General features: G+C 60.2%; 16 protein-coding genes and 1 rRNA gene. 6 read left to right on the top strand and 11 right to left on the bottom strand.

The genetic code is table 11. From position 1 onward, the window contains the following. Position 1 precedes the first annotated feature (1 nt). Positions 2 to 274, top strand: a complete 273-nt coding sequence (locus tag E8L22_RS15940) for a hypothetical protein (protein WP_136526144.1) — start codon at positions 2 to 4, stop codon at positions 272 to 274. Between the two features lie 447 nt (positions 275 to 721). Further along, entirely contained in the window at positions 722 to 2,356 is a 1,635-nt protein-coding gene (gene hcp / locus E8L22_RS15935; RefSeq protein ID WP_281282991.1) for a hydroxylamine reductase, read from the top strand. A 167-nt stretch (positions 2,357 to 2,523) separates the two neighbouring features. Here hcp and E8L22_RS15930 read toward each other — a convergent pair whose 3' ends face one another. The 3 genes from E8L22_RS15930 to E8L22_RS21595 all read right to left on the bottom strand — a co-directional run bounded on the left by E8L22_RS15930 (position 2,524) and on the right by E8L22_RS21595 (position 5,823). Further along, positions 2,524 to 2,799 carry a hypothetical protein gene (locus E8L22_RS15930; protein ID WP_136526142.1) on the bottom strand — a complete coding sequence of 92 codons (276 nt, stop codon included), beginning with the start codon at positions 2,797 to 2,799 and terminating at the stop codon, positions 2,524 to 2,526. A 112-nt stretch (positions 2,800 to 2,911) separates the two neighbouring features. After that, the gene (gene ppk1 / locus E8L22_RS15925; protein WP_136526141.1) at positions 2,912 to 5,512 is read right to left on the bottom strand and encodes a polyphosphate kinase 1; all 2,601 of its coding nucleotides are present in this window, start codon (positions 5,510 to 5,512) and stop codon (positions 2,912 to 2,914) included. A gap of 161 nt (positions 5,513 to 5,673) precedes the next feature. Then, complete coding sequence (locus tag E8L22_RS21595; protein ID WP_198419581.1) at positions 5,674 to 5,823, bottom strand: hypothetical protein; 150 nt, start codon at positions 5,821 to 5,823, stop codon at positions 5,674 to 5,676. 164 nt (positions 5,824 to 5,987) lie between these two features. Between E8L22_RS21595 and E8L22_RS15920 the strand changes: the two genes are divergently transcribed. Beyond that, a complete protein-coding gene (locus tag E8L22_RS15920; protein WP_136526140.1) occupies positions 5,988 to 7,400 on the top strand; it encodes a B12-binding domain-containing radical SAM protein in 1,413 nt (470 codons plus the stop codon). Between the two features lie 15 nt (positions 7,401 to 7,415). Here E8L22_RS15920 and E8L22_RS15915 read toward each other — a convergent pair whose 3' ends face one another. The 5 genes from E8L22_RS15915 to E8L22_RS15895 form a co-directional block, all read right to left on the bottom strand. Continuing rightward, on the bottom strand, positions 7,416 to 8,504 hold the full coding sequence (locus E8L22_RS15915) for a type III polyketide synthase (RefSeq protein WP_136526139.1): 1,089 nt from the start codon (positions 8,502 to 8,504) through the stop codon (positions 7,416 to 7,418). Beyond that, complete coding sequence (locus E8L22_RS15910; protein ID WP_136526138.1) at positions 8,504 to 9,733, bottom strand: U32 family peptidase; 1,230 nt, start codon at positions 9,731 to 9,733, stop codon at positions 8,504 to 8,506. Before E8L22_RS15910 ends, E8L22_RS15915 begins: the two co-directional genes overlap by 1 nt. Continuing rightward, on the bottom strand, positions 9,730 to 10,437 hold the full coding sequence (locus tag E8L22_RS15905) for a methyltransferase domain-containing protein (RefSeq protein ID WP_136526137.1): 708 nt from the start codon (positions 10,435 to 10,437) through the stop codon (positions 9,730 to 9,732). Before E8L22_RS15905 ends, E8L22_RS15910 begins: the two co-directional genes overlap by 4 nt. Before the next feature lie 20 nt (positions 10,438 to 10,457). After that, a complete protein-coding gene (locus E8L22_RS15900; RefSeq protein WP_246044705.1) occupies positions 10,458 to 11,159 on the bottom strand; it encodes a hypothetical protein in 702 nt (233 codons plus the stop codon). A gap of 175 nt (positions 11,160 to 11,334) precedes the next feature. After that, positions 11,335 to 12,750 (bottom strand): B12-binding domain-containing radical SAM protein, encoded by a 1,416-nt coding sequence (locus E8L22_RS15895; protein WP_136526135.1) that lies wholly within the window; start codon positions 12,748 to 12,750, stop codon positions 11,335 to 11,337. A 469-nt stretch (positions 12,751 to 13,219) separates the two neighbouring features. Here E8L22_RS15895 and E8L22_RS15890 point away from each other — a divergent pair, with 469 nt between their 5' ends. Together E8L22_RS15890 and E8L22_RS15885 are read left to right on the top strand one after the other, a co-directional pair. Further along, entirely contained in the window at positions 13,220 to 14,095 is an 876-nt protein-coding gene (locus E8L22_RS15890) for an alpha/beta fold hydrolase (protein ID WP_136526134.1), read from the top strand. A gap of 83 nt (positions 14,096 to 14,178) precedes the next feature. Beyond that, positions 14,179 to 14,868 carry an OmpA family protein gene (locus tag E8L22_RS15885; RefSeq protein WP_136526133.1) on the top strand — a complete coding sequence of 230 codons (690 nt, stop codon included), beginning with the start codon at positions 14,179 to 14,181 and terminating at the stop codon, positions 14,866 to 14,868. A gap of 70 nt (positions 14,869 to 14,938) precedes the next feature. On the opposite strand, the gene E8L22_RS15880 is transcribed toward E8L22_RS15885, so the two are convergent. Next, positions 14,939 to 15,838, bottom strand: a complete 900-nt coding sequence (locus E8L22_RS15880) for a pirin family protein (protein WP_136526132.1) — start codon at positions 15,836 to 15,838, stop codon at positions 14,939 to 14,941. 48 nt (positions 15,839 to 15,886) lie between these two features. Then, a complete protein-coding gene (locus tag E8L22_RS15875; protein ID WP_136526131.1) occupies positions 15,887 to 16,567 on the bottom strand; it encodes a type 1 glutamine amidotransferase domain-containing protein in 681 nt (226 codons plus the stop codon). Positions 16,568 to 16,767: 200 nt separating this feature from the next. On the opposite strand from E8L22_RS15875, the gene lon reads away from it, so the two are divergent. After that, positions 16,768 to 19,173: an endopeptidase La gene (gene lon, locus E8L22_RS15870; RefSeq protein ID WP_136526130.1), complete on the top strand. Its 2,406-nt coding sequence runs from the start codon at positions 16,768 to 16,770 to the stop codon at positions 19,171 to 19,173. A 91-nt stretch (positions 19,174 to 19,264) separates the two neighbouring features. Here the strand turns inward: lon and rrf are convergent. Then, positions 19,265 to 19,344: ribosomal RNA gene (rrf, locus tag E8L22_RS15865) — 5S ribosomal RNA — on the bottom strand; the annotation flags it as partial.

Below are 19,344 nucleotides of genomic sequence, written 5' to 3'. Positions count from 1 at the left end.
CATGCAGGAACTTATACGCGTAGCAGAAGGAATAGCGATCCCCGTGGACATGTGGGCGACCTGGGACAGTCTTTCCGAGCTGGCAGTGAAGCACGGCCCCGTTTTCGAAGCCGATCTGGTACGGCTGGGTTTTAACTTGCGCCCGATCTATCATCTGAACAGCTCCATAGGAGGCGAGCAAGCGATTGGCTTTGGAGCCGCCACTTCCGCCAGTTTGCAACTGGTACTGCGTCCCGACATCTATCGCGCCATGATCGGCAGCGTCGTCAACTGACGCTGCCGCCCCCCCGCACCACTCGCCCCCCCAGCTTTCCCAGCCTCGGCTTCCCGACCCCACCGACCCCACCGGCCAGCCCAACCCAGCCCAACCCAGCCAGCCCAGTCAGCCCAGCAAACCGCCAACCCATCCAGTGTGTCACCGCCCCTTAGCTGCAGTCCACCCGGTCAACCTGATCCACCAAGTCCACCAAGCGCCCCCCACAAGACAAAAAAGATCCCAATAACCAGAATCGCGTTTTTATGACTTAGGTCAAGGTCGCCCCCCGCGATAGTGGTTAAAGTCGCATCATCGAGAGCGGGGCAAAGGTGCCGAAAGCAGCCGTAGCGACCGCCTCAAAAGATCAGCATCAAAAGATCACCATTAGGAGAGACGATGAAAGCCTTTTTGAAAAACCTGTTCGGTATTGAAACCTCAACCAAAAACAACGCAAAGGAGGAAGTAATGGAAAACATGTTTTGCTATCAGTGTGAACAAGCTGCCAATGGCGGTTGCTCCAAAGTAGGTGTCTGCGGTAAGAAACCGGATGTCGCCGCGCTGCAGGACCTCCTGGTCTACTCGATGAAAGGTATCGCCTTCTGGGCCAACCTCGCTCGTGAGAAAGGCGCCAAGGACGCAGCCATCGACCGCTTCATGATCGACGGCCTCTTCACCACGGTAACCAACGTCGACTTCGACGCCGACGAGATCGCCAAACTGGTCCGCGACGCCGCGTCCTACCGTAACCAGGCCCAGGCCCTCTATGAGAAGGCCAACGGCGGCGCCTACACCGGCACCGTTCCCGAAGCCGCAAAGGCTTTCCACGCCGGCACCACCGCTGAACTCGTCGAGCTCGGCGCGAAACACGGCGTCAAGAGCGACAACATCGATGCGGACGTGAAATCGGTTCAGGAAATCCTGACCTACGGCATGAAAGGCTACGCAGCCTACGCCCACCACGCCCTGGTGATAGGTCTTGAGAATGACGAGATCTACGCCTTCACCCACAAGGCATTCGCCGCCACCCTCGACACGAAACTCGGCCTGATGGACTTCGTCGGCCTCGCCATGGAGTGCGGCCGCATCAACCTGGTCACCATGGAACTCCTCGACAAGGCCAACACCGACAGCTTCGGTCATCCGGTACCGACCCCGGTACAGCTCGGCACCAAGGCTGGCAAGGCGATCCTCGTTTCCGGCCACGACCTGCGCATGCTCGAGGAACTCCTCAAGCAGACCGAAGGGAAAGGGATCAACATCTACACCCACGGCGAGATGCTCCCGGCCCACGGCTACCCGGGCCTCAAGAAGTACGCCCACCTGGCCGGCAACTTCGGCGGTGCATGGCAGGACCAGGCTAAAGAATTCGTCGACTTCCCCGGCGCCATCATCTTCAACACCAACTGCATCCAGCGCCCGGCCGAGAGCTACAAAGACCGCCTCTTCACCTGGGGCCTCGTCCAGTGGCCGGACGTCAAGAACATCAACGGCTGGGACTTCTCCCCGGTCATCGAGAAAGCTCTTTCACTCCCGGGCTTCGAAGAGAAACCGGGCAAGGAGATCCTCACCGGCTTCGGGCACAACGCGGTGCTCGGCGTCGCCGACAAAGTCATCGACGCAGTGAAAGGCGGGCAGATCCGTCACTTCTTCCTGATCGGCGGCTGCGACGGTGCCAAGACCGGCCGTAACTACTACACCGAGTTCGCTGAGAACGTCCCGGCCGACTGCGTCATCCTGACCCTGGCCTGCGGCAAGTACCGCTTCAACAAGCTCGACTTCGGCGACATCGGCGGCATCCCGCGCCTTCTGGACATCGGGCAGTGCAACGACGCCTACTCCGCGATCCAGATCGCCGTGGCACTGGCAGGCGCCTTCAACTGCGGCGTCAACGACCTCCCGCTCTCCTTCATCCTCTCCTGGTACGAGCAGAAGGCGGTGGCCATCCTCCTCACCCTGCTCCACCTTGGCGTGAAGAACATCAAGCTGGGACCGAGCCTGCCGGCCTTCATCACCCCGAACGTGCTGAACTTCCTGGTCGAGAACTTCAACATCGGCCCGATCGGCACCGCCGAAGGCGACCTGAAGCAGATCCTCGGCTAATCAACAAAACTGCAGCATGACAAAAAGGCGGCCCCGGTATCATCACCGGGGCCGCCTTTTGTTTTCCTGGTCCACTAAAGCTCCTCCCCCCGGAGGGGGGAGGCTGGGGGGGGGAATTCGTTGTCGGCGTTCCCCCTCCCTAGCCCTCCCCCTCCAGGGGAGGGAACCTACTTCTCCTTTTTCTCCTTCTCCGGGATCGCTTCCGTCACACTCTCGCAGATGACCTTCTTGCTTCCCTTCATATCTGAGTATTTGAACCCGCCGCCGAGCGTGGTGGGCGAGCAGACGTTATCGGGTGAATTTGCGTTCACAAGACATATGGAGCAAGTCACCGTCGGATTGTCGGTCAGTTGCTCGACCTCTTTGACCAGTCCCTTGCTGTGCAGAAAGCAGATGTGGTGTTCGTGATCTCCGGCGCAGATACAATCTTTTTTCGGTTCCATCAGTTCCCCCTGGGGTTGTCTCTCGGTTTGGGGGCCAACATCGGCGTTGGCACATCGCATATGCTACCGCTTTTCCCGTCGCATGTCATCTCACGCCGAATAAAGTGAGTCGCTATTTCTGCACCGGCTTTTTCTTCTGTTTAAGCGCATCCTTCAACCGCTTCTGAGCCTGCGCAATCAGCATCTGGTGCGTCCCCTCACCGCTCTCCCCTTCGACAGGCTGACGCTGGATGTAGCTTCCGTCCGGCCGCATGTCCCACGCCGAACGGCGGTCCGCGTCGTAGCAGTCGAAGATGGCGCGCAACTCCGCGGTCAATTCCGGCGCGGTCACCGGGCAAAGCACCTCCACCCGCGCCTCCAGGTTCCGCTTCATGGCGTCGGCTGACGAGATGAAATATTCCCCGGCACCGCCGTTTCTGAAGTAGTAGACCCGTGCATGCTCCAGAAAGCGCCCGACGATGCTGACCACCCGGATGTGGTCCGAAAGGCCCGGGACGCCGGGACGCAACCGGCAGGTATCCCGTACGTAGAGATCGACCTTCACCCCAGCCATGGAGGCCTGGTACAGCGCCTTCACGATCTCGCCGTCCTCCAGAGCGTTCATCTTGAACTGGATCCACCCGCCACCGCTTTGCCGGTGCAGCTCGACCTCCCGCTCGATGCGCGAAAGGAGCGCCTTTTTAAGGAGCTTCGGCGCAGGCATGACCGCCTGGTAGTTCCTTTTTGCGGTGAACCCGGTGGTCAGATAGTTGAAGAGCTCGGTGACGTCCTGCGCGATCACCTCGTCGCAGGTGATGAGCCCGATGTCGCTGTAGATCCGTGCGGTCTCCGTGTGGTAGTTGCCGGTGCCGATGTGCACGTAGCGCTTGAGCCCTGCGTAGTCCTGGCGCACCACAAGGATCACCTTGCAATGGGTCTTCAGCCCCACCACGCCGTAGGTGACGTGTATCCCCGCCTCCTCCATCACCTCGGCGAGGTGGATGTTCGTCGCCTCGTCGAAGCGCGCCTTCAGCTCCACCACCACCGCCACCTGCTTGCCGTTTTGCGCGGCCTGAACCAGCGCGTCGATGATGCGCCCCTGGATCGAGGTGCGGTAGAGGGTCATCTTGATGGCGCGCACCTTTGGATCGTTGGCCGCCTCGCGCAGGAAGCGTTCCACGGAAGTGGAGAAGGAAACGTAGGGATGTTGCAACAGGAGCGATCCCAGGTCACGGATGGTATGGAAGATGTTGCGCTCTGCCGGCAGCCCCGGGTGATCGACCGGGTGATGCGGCGGGTCGTGCAGGCGCGGGTAATCGAGCCGCGATATCTCGAAGAGGTCGCGCAGGGCCAGCATGCCGGAAACCTCGAAGACATCGTTCTCCTCGTCCAGTTCCAGCTCTGCCGCCAGCCGGCCGCGGTGCAGCGGCTCCATGCCGGCCCCGATTTCCAGGCGCACGATGGGGGCGAACTTGCGCTCCTTCAACTCCGACTCGATCATCGACATCAGGTCGTCCGCCTCTTCCTCGTCCTTCTCCGTGTTGGCGTTGCGGGTGACGCGGAAGATTTCGCAGGAGACGATCAGCATGCCGGGAAAAAGCATGTCCAGGTTGTTCATCATCACCTGTTCGAGCGGGACGAAGCGGTCACCCTTGCCGACGCGGATGAAGCGCGGCGTGCCGAGACCTACCGGGACCTTCACCCGCGCCAGGGAATGCTCGCGCGACTTGGGATAGCGCAGGGTGACCAGAAGGTTCAGCGAAAGGTTCGAGATGAACGGGAATGGGTGAGCGGGGTCGATGGACTGCGGGGTCAGGAGGGGATAGATGTTCTTGTAGTAATGCTCGCGGAGCTGCTTCTTATCCTTCGGGGCAAGGGTGTCGTAGCTCTCGATGACGATCCCCTTCGCCTCCAGAAGCTCCCGCACCCCCCGGAACGCCTCCCGCTTGACCGTCTCGATCTCGCGCACCGACGCGTTGCACTCAAGCACCTGCTGGCGCGGCGAGCGGCCGTCCAGGGTCAGCTCGTGCAGCCCGGCCCCGATCTGCTGCTTTAAGCCGCCGATCCTCTTCATGGTGAATTCGTCGAGGTTGGAACTGACGATGGCGATAAATTTCAGCCGCTCCAGAAGCGGCGTCCGCTCGTCCATTGCCTCGTGCAGCACGCGCCGGTTGAATTCGAGCCAGGTCAGCTCCCGGTTCAGGTACCAGCGGCTCTCGCTCAGGTCGAAGGGCGATTCTTCCGTTACCGGCTGTTTCGGCTTAGGTCCCCCCTTCGGTTTTGCCTTCGTCACCTTCGCCTTAACAGTCTTGGCGGGCTTTGCCCCGGCGGCCGCCTTTACCGGCTTCGCCCCCTTAGCTTTCGCCCCTTTCGCAGCCTTCTCATCTTTGCCCGTCTTCGCATCCTTCGCGGCTTTGGAGCTCTTGGCCGTCTTTGCCCCCTTCGCTCCTTTAGCCGCCTTCGCTTTGGCTTGCGGCCGCCCCTGCTCCCCCCCCTTACGGTCGACACTTGCTTGCGCCAGGACGGCGATCGCCTCGGGCCTGGTGCCGGGAGTGGTCGCCTCGTTTCGGACGGAGGCGGGGATGGCAAAAGGATTGTCTGCGTCAACAGGGGGGACTTTGGGGGACAGCAATGGATCTGCTGCAGTATCAGGAAGGATCAGCAGCTCATTCGCCAGCTGCAAGATGTTCTCTTCCTGCTCAATATTTAAGGGTACTACAGTCTTGGTCTCCATGACCTTGGTCTCCAGAGGTTGTAGGGATGGAATATTCTTGCATTATTATCTCACATTGCAACTGCTTCTGAGCATGTAAGCACATGAAAAAGCCTCCGGACCAGTTAACACTGTGGTTACTGAGACGGAGGCCTTCGCCTTGCCGGTAATGTCAACCCCTCTTACTCCCGAGTCGGGTTCTTCCGCGCCCGGGCCGCCCTCTTTCTCAATATCTTCATGACCTCAGCCGGGCTCAACTCCGTCTCCCTTTGCCTGCGCCGCTCTACAATCACCACCACCGGTGCTTCCTCTTTTTTTTCCTGTTCGTCCATGGGCACCTCCAGCCGCGGCGGCTTCTACCGCAGCACCGGGTTTAATGACGAATATTTTATCTTCAATCCTCTCCCTTGCCAGCGGCCGTTCCGTTTGCGCAAGCGGTCCCAGCCACTATAATGCTAAGGGCTCAATCGAACCTGCCACAGTCACAAGGGAAATCATGAACGTACTCCTCCTGGCGATGCCCGATGCCGCCAACAATTTCCATCGCATCATCAAGGTCCCCAACCTCGGGCTCTGCTCCATCGCCGCGCACCTCAAAGAACACCGGGTGAAGATCGTCGATCTCGTCCTGGTGCATCGCGACATCGAGTCGTGGCTCAGACGGCTCCTGGCTGAGTTCTCTCCCGACGTAATCGGCGTCAGCAGCATGAGCTTCCAATACGAAAGCGCCCTGAAAGTCTTCGCCATCTGCCGCTCAGCCGCCCCGCGCGCACGGCTCGTACTCGGGGGCTACCACGCCACCCTCACCCGCGAAGAACTCGCCTCCGGCGACGCCCCGTTTGACTTCCTGATAAGCGGTGAAGGAGAACATGCCTTTGCCGCCCTTTTGGAAGCGCTCGACGGCCAGCGCTCCTTTTTCGACGTCCCCGGCCTATCTTGGCCGCGCCACGGTGTCTTCGTCCACAATCCTCCCGGACCTCTGCTCGACCTAAAGTGCCTGCCGCTGCCGGACCGCAGCGTGCGCGCTCTGGACGGCTTCACCTACTTCGACCGCCGGCTCGACTGCGTGGAAACTTCGCGCGGCTGCACCAAGACCTGCACCTTCTGTTCGATCACCGGGATGTACGGCTCCAGCTTCCGATGCCGCCCGATCGAGATGGTGATCGAAGACCTGAGGGAACTAAAGCGGCGCGGCACGAAGACGGTGCTTTTGGTCGACGACAACATCACCCTGGACAGCCGCCGTTTCACCCGGCTCGCCGAGGCGATCGCGGAGCAGGGGCTGAACGAGATGGAGTACCTGGTCCAGGCATCCGTCGCCGGCATCGTGGCCGACCCGGCGCTTATACCGGCGCTTTCCCGTGCGAACTTCGCCATGGTATTCCTCGGCATCGAGTCGGTGCTGCCGAAGAACCTCGCTCTTTTTGAAAAGGGTGACATCCGGGAGCAGACCAGGCAGGCGGTGCGCCGCTTGCGCGAACACGGCATCGGGGTGATGGGAGGCTTCATCATCGGCAATCCCGACGACGGAAAGGAGGAGATAAGGGAAGTATTCCGCGCCTCGCGCCGGCTGGGGGTGGACCTCCCCTACGTGCAGTGCGTCACCCCCTACCCCGGCACCAGGATCAGGGAGGAGCTGCTGCAGGCGGGGCTCGTGACGAATTCCGACCGATTGAGCAGGTACACCGGCTTCATGTGCAACGTGAGGACGAGACAACTCAGCACGGCCCAGTTGAACCGGCTGATGAACTGGGAGAACCTAAAGGCGTTCTTCAGCCCCTCGATGTTCGTGGGGAACCGCTTCGTGAAAAAGCGCGAGAAGGGGGCCTGGAAGGTGCTGCTCAACAACCTCGACCTGGTGCGCGGCTATTTCACCGGTGACCAGTTCCGCTCCCGCCACAGATTTTAAAAGCATCAATCACCTTCAGGTCTTGCGTAGCAAATAGGCATGGGCGGAGAGCCCCGCGCCGTAGGCGAGCAGGACGCACCACGTACCGGCAGGTATCCCCTTCTGCATCATCTCCTCGAGCACGAACCAGACGGTAGGCGAAGACATGTTGCCGTACTGGGACAGGACCCGCCGCGTCGCCCAGAGGAGCTCTTCCGGTATCCCCACCTGGTCCCGCACCGCATTGATCACCTTCTCGCCGCCGGTATGCAGCGCCCACGCCCCGATGTCTTCCTTTTCCAGCGCGGCCGAGTCCAAAAGGTCGTCGACCACCTCGGCCGCGGCCCTTGCCACCAGACCGGGAAGGTCGGTCGATAACTGGTTGTGCAACTGCCCCCCCTTGTGGATGAAGCGGATCGCCTCGCGCTCCTCCGGCACGTAGCGCCCTGCCGATGCCGTCAACTCGAACCCGACCGGTTTCTGCCACAAAACGGCAGCCGCCGCGCCGTCGCCGAAGAGCGCGTTGGAGAGGATTAGGCTCAGGTCGTTGTCCATCTGGAAGGCGGCGCTGCAGATCTCCACCGAGACGCTCACCACGACGCCACCGGTTGTTCTCAGCATCGACTCGGCCACCTGCAGGTTCGGGATTGCGCCGCCGCAGCCGCTACCGACGAGGTCGTAAAGCCGGGTGCTCGATCGCATTCCGAGACGCTGCGCAACGTAGGTGGAGATGCCGGGACAGATGTAGCCGGTACAGGTGTTGAGCACCAAGCCGCTCACCTGCAAGGGCGATAACCCCACTTGTTCCAGTGCGGACAACACTACCCGCGCCGCAAGCGCCACCGATTCTTCTGTGAAACGGGCGACACGTTCGTCAGCGGTCTCGTCGAAGATGCGCGCCGGCGCGTCGACGGCAAAGTGACGTTTCTCGATGGCCGGGTGCTCGAAGGTCGCCCGGATCAACCCGAGGCTCCTCGGCGTCAGGCTCTCCTTGAAGCGCTGCCGGACGAGTTCCGCCGCGTAACTTTGGGATGCGCTGAACTCCGGTACGGCCGACGCCACTGAGGCGACGTAGACCGCCCCGGGCGAGGCAGGCTCCCCTTTGGTGAAACGTGCATCGATCATCATCCCCTCCTATCGGTCACCCCCCAGAGGGCGCCGGAATGCATGTCATGGAAAGCGGCCTGGTAAAGCTGCAGCATCTCCTCGCGGTACTTCGCGTCGACTCTGACCGCCTTCTCCGCCCAGCGGGCGCAGTAGCCGCACCGGGAGCAATCACAGCCCCGGCATTCGATTTCCTTCAGGCCGTCCAGAAAGCCGTCCAGGAGCCGGTTGTCGATGTAGACCGGGTGCCAGTCCAGTCCCGCCAGCAAGCCGCGCTTCTCGGCCAGACGCTTCAGGCGCATGAGCCCGGTAGGGCTCACCGTTGCCGGACGGAGGAAGAACCTCGCGAACCTCAAAAGCCCGGCAAGCCCCCCGCTTCCTCCGCCCCCCCGGTAACCGTATGGCTGGATCAGATCGAGCAGGTTTCCTTCGAAGCGTCCTTCTGCGTAGGCCCTCACCCGGCGCGCCAGCACCTGCGTCGGCGCACCCCGCTCCAGGATCTTGAAGAAATGGTAGCCAAGCCCGGTGTAGGCTCCGAGGTCCTCGGGCCGGATAAACTCGGAGCGCAGGTAATGCGACGGGTCGGCGAGCTTTGCCGCGGAGCAGCGCAGGGCGCAGTAATCGATCATGAAGCCGCGGCTTTCGTGCCCCTTCTGGGAGGCGTGCGACAGGTTCACCATGTGCTGTCCCGACCAGGGGCAGAAGATGAGGCAGTTGGAGTTGGCGATGAGCTGAAGCTCGATGCGCACCGCCTCGCGGATCGCCTGCAGCATGGCGAAGTCCCGGTTCACCGCGATCGATTCGAGCGTGATGCAGTCCGCCCCCAGTTCCTCCCAGAACTTGGCCTTCGCCACGCAATCCACCCGCGCGTAGACGCCCACCCGCACCTTGAGGCGTGGGTGCCGCTTCTTGATGATGGGAAGCAGGAAAGGAAGCGAGACGGTTACCGAGGTGACGTCGCACTCCTCGATAAACTCGAGCAGCCGTTCCAGGTCCTGCTGCCCCTTGCGGGTGTACTCGCGGTTGTCCAGGCAGGCGGGGTTCAGCAGGTAGTTGAACCCGATTCCCCTCCGCGCCGCATCTGCGACGTGGGCGCGGAAGCGGTCCCTGCCGAGGGGCGCCAGCATGAAGGAGGCGCGCCCCCCGCCTATGCTGTCACTGGCAAGCTTGCCGAAGAGCTCCGTGACCGGAAATCCTTCGAGAGCGGGCAGCAGGTCGGGCTCGAAATTGGTGGCGACGGAGAACTTCATGATTTATCCCCGGAGAGAACGAGCAGCCAGAACGGCTCGCGGTGGATCCTGAAGGAGGGGGCACCCGCCTGCTGCGCCCACAGGGTGAGGTCCTCGACGGTGAACGCCTTCAGCACGGAGAGCGGGCCGTCGTATCGGGTCATGCGGTTTCTGGTGAAAATTCTCGTGAGCGCGTAGATGAGGAGGTAGGCGACCCAGCTCCTTTGCAGGTCCATGACGAGGTATCCCCTCCGCGCCACGCGCATGATTTCACGCAGCGCGGCGATCCCTTCCGGCTCCTTCATGTGGTGCAGGGTCTTGCTGCAGAGCACGAAATCGAAGCTCCCATCCCGGAACGGGAGTTCCAGGGCATCGGCGACCATCAGCTCGATCTCGGGGTATTGCAGGGTGCACCGGCGCGCAATGTCTATGGTGCGGCTGTTGATGTCGACTGCAGTGACGCTGATATCGATCCCTTTTTTACGCGCCCACTCAACCATAGTGACCGGAAGGTCGGCGGAACCGGTGGCGACGTCAAGCACCGTGAACCGCACCAGCCCCTTCGCCCGAGCCGACAGGTGTTTCAAAAGCGCCCAGCGGTCGCCCAGATAACGGTTCACCGTGCGAATGTCGGCGAGACTCCCTTCGAGTTCGTCGACACTGCAGACGTCCGAAGGGAGATCGAGAAATTCCAGGTTTGTCCTCCTGCGTGGGATAAACGGCATAGGCTGATTCTTTCCCTTTTCTATTTGGGCCAGCTGGGGCTCGTCAGCTCGATACGCCAGACGGGGCCTCCCGTGGCGAGAGGACCTACGAATTTGACGAAGGCGGGTACCTCGTCCATGAGGGTCCAGATGTGGTTGTCCGGTGGGCTCTTGCCGAGGAGGGCGGCGGGAAGCCTCAGCAGTCCGAGCTTCGGTTTGAGCACGTAGTGGTTTGCCGTCTTCTCGACGTCCCCGATCAGTATCTTGTTCTCGCCGGAAGGGGACATCTCAAGCTCGACGACCCTCGGTGTCGGGGTGAAGGCCACCATGTGGATGGTCTCGCTGTTCCCCTTGACGAGGTTCTTCATCACCGTCGGCACCATGCCGTTGTAGACGTCGGGCGGAAGTTCCAGCTCCCCCTGCATGACCTTCTCGCGGCCATCCTTTCCTTTCACGCGCACCCGGTAGGTGCCGGGGCTCCGTTCCAGGGACACATCAAGGTCCTGGTCGAAAGACTTCCCTTTCTGTATGAGCCGGTAGCTCCTCAAGAGGAAGTGGCGCTGCTGCGAGAAGATCACCGTCTCGTCGTGGAGAGAACCGTCCTTGAAATAGAGTACGATGCGGGTCTTTATCCCGCCGTCCTTGGGTAGCTGCAGAAAATCACCGGAAGCGATCCGATTGCCGGTTTCGTCTTTTAGTACGAGAAAGCCGCGCACCATTCCTTCGGTGAACCTTACCGTCACCGGTGCGCCCTGTACCGACAAAGGCAACAGCAGCAAAAATACCAACAGCAGCTTGCTACTCATTCGAATGAAAGCAGACACTGTCGCTCCTTGGTACTGAAGGGGAATTGAGTGACAAAGCATTTGCCGATTCTAACATATTATTATCAACGTGCAGGAGCGACTTACACCTCTGTCAGCGTTTGCGGCTCATCGCCTTGGCGAAGCGGGTATAGCGCCAGTACGGCGTCGGCAACCCCACAGCAGTTCCAATCCGGCGCAAAGCCCCAATTACCGGAGCTTGTGTATCAAGCAGATTGATGCAGCGCGACGGCGCCCTTATTCCCCGGTCCAAAAGCGTCCGGGCCTGCTGCGGGGTAAGCTGCGGCGAAAAATAGAAAGCCGGCATGAGCAGATCGTCTCCTGCCGCAACCAGCCCATCCCGCAAGGCTACATCATGCAAACCGGTACCCGGGTAGATACGTATCCCGGTGGTCAGGAAGGCGTGGTCTTTGTCACTCAGGTAGCGGTTCAGAAAGGCCACCGTCTTTCCCAGGGTCATCTCATCTTCGGAGGGGCCACCCAGAAGAAAGCACCACAAGGCGCGCAGGCGCGAGCTTGAAACAAGTTCCGCGGCGCGGTGCACCTCGTCCTCGTCGAATCCCTTGCCTAGCGCAGCCAGGGTGGCGCCGGCTGCACTCTCGGGAGTGATGACCGCGGAAGCCACTCCCGCGCGGGCCATCAGCTCAAGTTGATTCCTGGTGAGCCCTTTCGGGGAAAGGGACGAGACGCTGAAGCGGGCCTTGATCCCACGCCTCAAAATCTCATCTAGCAAGGTTTCCAGATACCCCTCCGGCTCGTTGAAGATGCTGTCCACGAACTCGAACTCGCGTGCCCGGGTGTGATGCATGGCCGATAGGATCTCATCGACCACCGCTCCCGGCTCCCTGACCCGCCACGACTCCCCCTCGATGCTGCGGTAGGTGCAGTATAGGCATCGATGGGTGCACCCCCTCTTCCCCTGGACGGGCAGCACCGGCTCCAGAGCGAGGTAACGCGGTGTCTCCACCCAGCGGTGCAGGTGCGGCGTGATGAAGGGGCCGGCGCTTGCAGCCCCCCCGTCCGCGTCCGCCATGCCGGCTTTGCTGCGGCGGGCCACCCCTGCCACACGTCCGGCATGCTCGGCTCCTTCAGTGCGAAAAAAAAGCGGGGCGGCATGCTCCCCCTCCCCAACAACGGCATGGTCCAGGTCGAGAAAGTCGAGGACCTGCTGCGGCATGATGCTCACGCCGGAGCCTCCCACGAGGATTCTGGCGTCGCTGCGCGACTTGATGAAATCCACCAGTAGCCGCACCTCGGTAAGGTAGGATTTGGGGTTGAGGAAGTTGCAGTTGTCGAGATTTCTTACGGAAAGGGCGATGCCGTCGGGAGCGAACGCGGCGATGGCGTCCTGCGTCGCGCGCAGCGCATCCCGGGCGAAGCAGAGGTCGAGCAGGCGGACCTGGAAGCCGGCCTGCAGCAGCGACTCGGCCACCCAGGCCGCGCCGAGAGGAACCGTCGGCTGCGGGGCACGCTCACGGTTCGTGCTGATGACGAGTATGCGGGACGGCACATCTTCCTCCTGAAAAACAGTACCTTGCACCTCATAGACCTGCACAAAAAGTGTTGATCCGACAAAGTGGCAGGAGTAAAATGTTTCTTATGGAGGGACAACAAGACAAAGAACTTCACAAATCGACACGAAAACAACTCCAGGTGCATGAAGCGGCATCAGGGGTTGGTAACTGACGCTCAGGAGACCAGGCCGAAAGGCTTTAAGATCTCGTCCGTTATGGCATAAAAAGACCAGACAAGGGTGGCTGCAGAAGTTACTTCAGGAAGCACCAAAACCACTCCCTCGGATCGAGCAGGTTCACTGGACGCCAGTTATTTTTTCACACAAGGCTCGATGATTATGCATCGGGCCTTTTCTGTTGCCGGAGTGCCAGTGCTAATAGCCCAGCCACAAGAGTAACAGAGACTTGGCTTTTCGCCGCCTCCCACCCCAGCGTTCCGCCTGTATTTCTGTTAAACTACCCGACATGAACATCGCCACACTCCCCCTTCTATTCTGTCGCCTGTCGGAAACCGAGACTCTCGCCTACCGTACCTATGGGACGGGGCCAACCAACGTCGTCCTGGTGCACGGCCTGGCGGCAAGATCCGAGACATGGAGTGATCTCGTTTCGCTCTTCCCCGCCAGCCGTTACAGCGTCCATCTTCTCGACCTGCTCGGGTCTGGAGAATCCTCGAAGCCGAAAGAAGGGGACTACTCCATCCGCGGTCACGCTGTCCGCCTCATCGCTTTCCTCAGGAAGGAAGGGTTCGCACAGGTCGTCCTCGCCGGGCATTCGTTGGGCGGAGCAGTGGTGCTGCTGACCGCGATAGAAGCGATGCTCCGGGATGAGCGCGATCTTTTGGCCTCCATGATCATCATGGCCGGCCCCGGGTACCTCCAGCGACTGCCACTTATGGCGGACATTTTTAAAAACCGTTACGCCGCTGCCCTCTTCATTGCCCTGTATGCACCGGACGTTTGGGTGAAAGTTGGGCTGAAGATGGCCTACTACGACCACAGCCTCATCGACCGGGAACACATCGCCAGGTACGCCCCCTGCTACCGCAACAAAGCCGCCAAGCGTGCCCTCGTCGCGACCTGCCGCAGCTTGGTGCCGGTCAACCAGGAAGAGATCGCCTCCCGTTACCAGGACCTGCGCCTACCGGTATTGCTTCTTTGGGGAAGGCACGACGAGATCGTGCCACTGTCACAGGGGAGTCGCCTTCACGCTGCCATTCCAGGGGCAAAGCTGCGGGTGATCGAGGAATGCGGACACAACCCTCAGGAGGAGAAACCTGTTGAAACTTATGAGATCATTGACAGTTTCATCACTGAGGCCGAGAAAGAAAATAAGTCGTAAAGTCAAAGGCACATTGATTCCAGACAACTGTAGTGCTATGTTTGGTTGGTTCCATCATATTTTAATCAACAAGGAGATGGAGTATGAAAGCACGTTGGATCGCGAGAATGATCGTTGGAATGACAGCAGCCGCCCTGTTAGTAACCGGCTGTGCCACCAATCCTGACGGGAGCTACGAGTACAAGAGAACCGGTCTGGGAGCTTTGGGCGGTGCGGTCCTGGGCGCCGGCGCCGGCGCGCTCATCGGCGGCAAATCCCACCGCGGACGCAACGCGGCCATCGGCGGGTTGACCGGTGCGGTCGTAGGCGGTGGCGTAGGCAATTACATGGACCGGCAGGCGGCCGCGCTCAAAAAGAGCATGCCTCAGGCTGAGGTGGTGCGTGACGGCGACAAGGTCTATGTGGCCCTTCCGTCGGGAGTCCTCTTCGACGTGGGCAAAGACGTCCTGAAACAGGATGCGAAGGATGCTCTCGGCAAGGCGGCCCCCACCCTCAAGGATTCCCAGACCACCATCGTCATCGAGGGGCACACCGATTCCACCGGCTCCGACGCCGTCAACCAGCCGCTAAGCGAACGGCGCGCCGGACGTGTGCGGGACTTCCTGATTTCCCAGGGTGTCCCCGCATCCAAGATGACTGCCGTAGGGTACGGATCCACCCGCCCTGCCGTGGCCAACGATACCGAGGCCAACCGCGCCCTGAACCGCCGCGTGCAGATCGAGCTCACTCCCACCGAGAAGCTCAAGGCACAGGAAGGAAGCGGCAGCAACTAGCTCCTTCAAACAGCAACGGGACGCCGACCTCGGCGTCCCGTTCTTCTTTCAAGCTGCCTGAACTCCCCGCCTACTTCACGAAGGTGCCGTTGCGGTACTCCTCGAAGGCCTGCTCCAACTCTTCCTGCGTATTCATGACGATGGGGCCGTACCACGCCACCGGCTCCCCGATCGGTTTCCCCGAGATCAAAAGAAAGCGCACCGGTTTCCCCTGTGTGGTGACCGACACCACGTCGCCGTCCTCGAAAAGGATGAGGTTCTCAGGACCGCACTCACACTGGCGATCGAGGTCGAAGTAGTTGTTACCGACCACCTCGTGCCCGAAGGCGTTGCGCTCGTGATCGAAGTAACCTTCACCGTCGATAACGTAGGCAAGTGCCGTGTAACCGCGCTTTATCGGGTGGGTGAAGCTGGTCCCCTCGGGGATGGTCACGTCCAAATACTCAGGATCAACCACCACGTCCCGTACCGGTCCCTGCACGCCCCCCGCCGTCCCGGCGATCACCTTCACCTTGATGCCGTTCATGGTGACCTCGGGGATCTCCGATGCGACGATGCCGCGGTAGCGCGGCGCCATCATCTTGTGGGAGGCTGGGAGATTCGCCCAAAGCTGGAAGCCCCACATGAGCCCCTCGTCGTCGCCTAGCGGCATTTCCTGATGGATGATGCCGCTGCCCGCAGTCATCCACTGCAGGTCGCCTGAATCGATCACCCCTTTGTTTCCCATGCTGTCACCATGTTCCACTTTCCCGTGGAGCACGTAGGTTATCGTCTCGATGCCTCGGTGCGGGTGCCATGGAAAGCCCTTCAAGTAATGCGCCGGGTAGTTGGAGTGAAAGTCGTCGAAGAGCAGGAACGGGTCCAAAAGCGGCGCCTCGTGGTACCCGAAGGCGCGCTTCAGGTGCACGCCCGCCCCCTCGATGGTCGGCTCGCTCTTCCATATCTTTCGTATCTTTCGCAGGGTCTCCATAATAGCTCCTTTCGCGATTGGCTCCGCTCTCCGGGGTGCCGATACAAGTTACGGCTTCAACAGCTTCAGTAGCGCTTCGGCGGCAGGTGCGGATGACGCTGGATTCTGGCCGGTCACGAGCTTACCGTCCACTTCAACGTGGGGAGCCCAGTCTCCCCCGCTCCGGAAGGTCGCACCACGCTGCTTAAGCCGGTCCTCCAGGAGGAACGGCACAACATCGGTGAGCCCCACCGCCTCTTCTTCAGCATTGGTAAAGCCGGTAACATGCCTCCCCTTCACCAGGAAATCCCCATCCGTCCCCTTCACGTCTGCCAGCACCGCCGGGGCGTGGCAAACGGCGCCCACCGGTTTGTCGGCCCGAACAAATGCCTCGATGAGTGCGATGGAATCCGTATCGAGCGCCAGGTCCCACAGTGGCCCGTGCCCCCCGGGATAGAAGATCGCATCGAAGTCGTTCACCGACACCTCGCGCAGCCTTTTGGAATGAGCGAGGTCATCCTGCGCCGCCTGGTCATCCTTAAAGCGCATCGTCGCCTCGGTCTCGTTTTCGGGCAGATTGCTCTTCGGATCAACCGGGGGCATTCCTCCTCTGGGAGAGGCGATGGTCACCGATGCCCCTGCATCGTGAAAGACGTAATAGGGCGCGGCAAGCTCTTCCAGCCAGAAACCGGTCTGCTCACCGGTGTCGCCTAACTTGTCATGCGAGGTCACTACCATCAAAATTTTCATCACTGACTCCTTTGCGCGTTGCACCCTTCGAGAAAGTGTTGGGATTTGGTTGAGCACTGCTAAGTCTTACAACATCCCCGGGATATATCAACCTACAGGCTGATGTTTCGCGCCTTCGCATGGATCGTCTGCTGTCGGTGAGGTTGACACCGTCGGGTTCCGTGCTTACGTTTTATTAAAACCACGCCAGGAGTCTCATCATGAGCGAAAAGGATATCGAAGTTGTAGAAGCTGAAATAAACGGCAAGCCTTCGCAGCCAGGCAGTCTTGTTCTGGCTTCCGAGGTCCTGCCGCTTGGTGTCCCCATCATACCGATACGGCCGCGCCCTGCGTTTCCGAACATGCTGATTCCCATGGCGCTCGATGATCCGAACCAGATACGCGCGGTCAAACACGCTATGGAATCCCAGGCCCAGGCGATCGGGCTCGTGCTCGTCAAGGACCCGGAGAAGCCGGACGGTCCCGACAACCTCCATGCCGTCGGGGTCGTAGGGAAGATCGTCAAGATGATCCACCTGGGGGACGACAACGCGCAGTTCTTGCTCAACACCCTGGAGCGCTTCAGGATCGTCGAGCTGCACCAAAGCGATGGGGCATCCTATGCCACGGTCAATTACCAGTACGGCACCGAGCTTTCCGGCAACCCTGAACTGAAGGCATATTCCATGGCGGTGGTGGGCGCACTGAAAGAGCTGGTCCAAATCAACCCGCTCTACTCCGAGGAGATCAAGATGTTCCTCGGGCGCTCGAGCCTCGAGGACCCGAGCAAGCTGGCCGACTTCGCCGCGAGCCTCACTTCCGCCGACGGGCAGGAGTTGCAACAGGTCCTTGAATCTTTCGACGTGCGGAAAAGGCTCGACATGGTCCTCACCCTGCTCAAGAAGGAGCTCGAGGTCTCGAGGCTGCAGACGAAGATCACCAAACAGATCGAAGAGAAGATCAGTCGTCAGCAGCGCGAGTTCTTCCTGCGGGAACAGTTGAAGGCGATCAAAAAGGAACTGGGTCTGGAGAAAGAAGGAAAGACCTCAGAGATCGAGAAGTTCGAGCAGCGCCTGAAGGAGTTGAAACTGAACGACGAGGCGCAGCGTGCAGTCGCCGATGAGCTCGACAAATTCAGGTTGCTGGAGCCGTCCTCGCCGGAGTACCACGTCACCCGGAATTACCTGGACTGGCTCACCATTCTCCCGTGGGGCAAATACAGCAAGGACTCGTACAACGTCGAGAAGGCGCGCAAGGTGCTGGATCGAGACCATCATGGGCTGAATGACGTGAAGGAGCGCATCACCGAGTTCATCGCGGTCGGCAAGATGAAGGGTGATATCTCCGGATCCATCCTCTGCCTGGTCGGTCCCCCAGGCGTCGGCAAGACTTCGATAGGAAAGAGCATTGCGGACGCCCTCGGCCGTTCGTTTTTCCGTTTCTCACTGGGCGGCATGCGGGACGAGGCAGAGATCAAGGGGCATCGCCGAACCTACATCGGGGCGATGCCTGGGAAATTCCTGCAGGCAATGAAAAGCGCGGGAACCGCGAACCCAGTTCTCATGCTCGACGAGATCGACAAGATCGGTGCTTCGTTCCAGGGCGATCCAGCCTCGGCGCTTCTCGAGGTGCTGGACCCCGAACAGAACGGGTCTTTCCGCGACCATTATCTCGACGTGCCGTTCGATCTTTCCAATGTCCTGTTTATTGCCACGGCTAACCAGTTGGACACGATTCCCGCGCCGTTACTCGACAGGATGGAGGTGATCCGTCTTTCCGGCTATGTCCTTGAGGAGAAAATGGAGATCGCGAGGCGCTACCTGATACCCAAGGCGATGAAGAACCACGGTCTAAAACCCGGACAGGTTACCATCAGGAAGGATGCCCTGGCCGCTATTGTCGACGGATGGGCAAGGGAAGCCGGAGTCAGGACCCTTGAAAACCGCATCAAGAAACTGATGCGCAAGGCGGCAATGGAATTCGCCTCCGGACGGACCGAAGCCATAGTGGTCACAAAGAAGGACCTGCATGACTATCTTGGGCAGCCGGTATTCACTACTGAGGAGATCTTCGAAGGAGTACCAGGGGTGGTGACCGGCTTAGCCTGGACCAGCATGGGTGGAGCTACACTTCCCATCGAAGCCACCGCCATGGCAAGCAAGGGCAAGGGGTTCAGACAGACTGGGCAACTGGGTAACGTGATGATAGAGAGCTCTGAGATTGCCTATTCTTTTGTTATGGCCCATTTGAAGATTTACGGGGCACCGGCGGACTACTTCGACAAGCACTTCGTGCACCTTCATGTCCCGGCCGGCGCGACCCCAAAAGACGGCCCATCGGCTGGTGTCACCATGGCAACGGCGCTCATTTCGATGATAAAAGGAAAGCCGGTACGGAAAAAACTGGGGATGACCGGAGAATTGACTTTGACGGGGCGGGTTCTACCTATCGGCGGAGTGAAGGAAAAGACCATCGCAGCGCGCCGTGCCGGACTGAAAGTGCTGATCTTCCCCGAAGCGAACAAAAAAGACTTTGATGAATTACCGGATTACCTGAAAGAGGGGCTGGAGGTTCACTTCGCCAAAGAGTATAAGGACGTCGCCAAGGTGGCCTTCGCGAAGGTTTAAGAAGCAGTACCGAGATGCGCCATGACAGGTTGGCAGGATGCGGAAAAGCGAAAAGCCCCACCGGTAATCCGGTGGGGCTTCTCTATTAAATTCCCTGCGGCGACCTACTCTCCCACACCGTTACCAGTGCAGTACCATCGGCCCTGAGAGGCTTAACTTCCGTGTTCGGGA

The sequence above is a fragment of the Geomonas ferrireducens genome (assembly GCF_004917065.1).
In the GTDB taxonomy this organism is placed as follows: Bacteria; Desulfobacterota; Desulfuromonadia; order Geobacterales; family Geobacteraceae; genus Geomonas; species Geomonas ferrireducens.
Note: the sequence above shows the minus strand (reverse complement) of the source record. Positions and strands in the feature narration are given on the sequence as shown.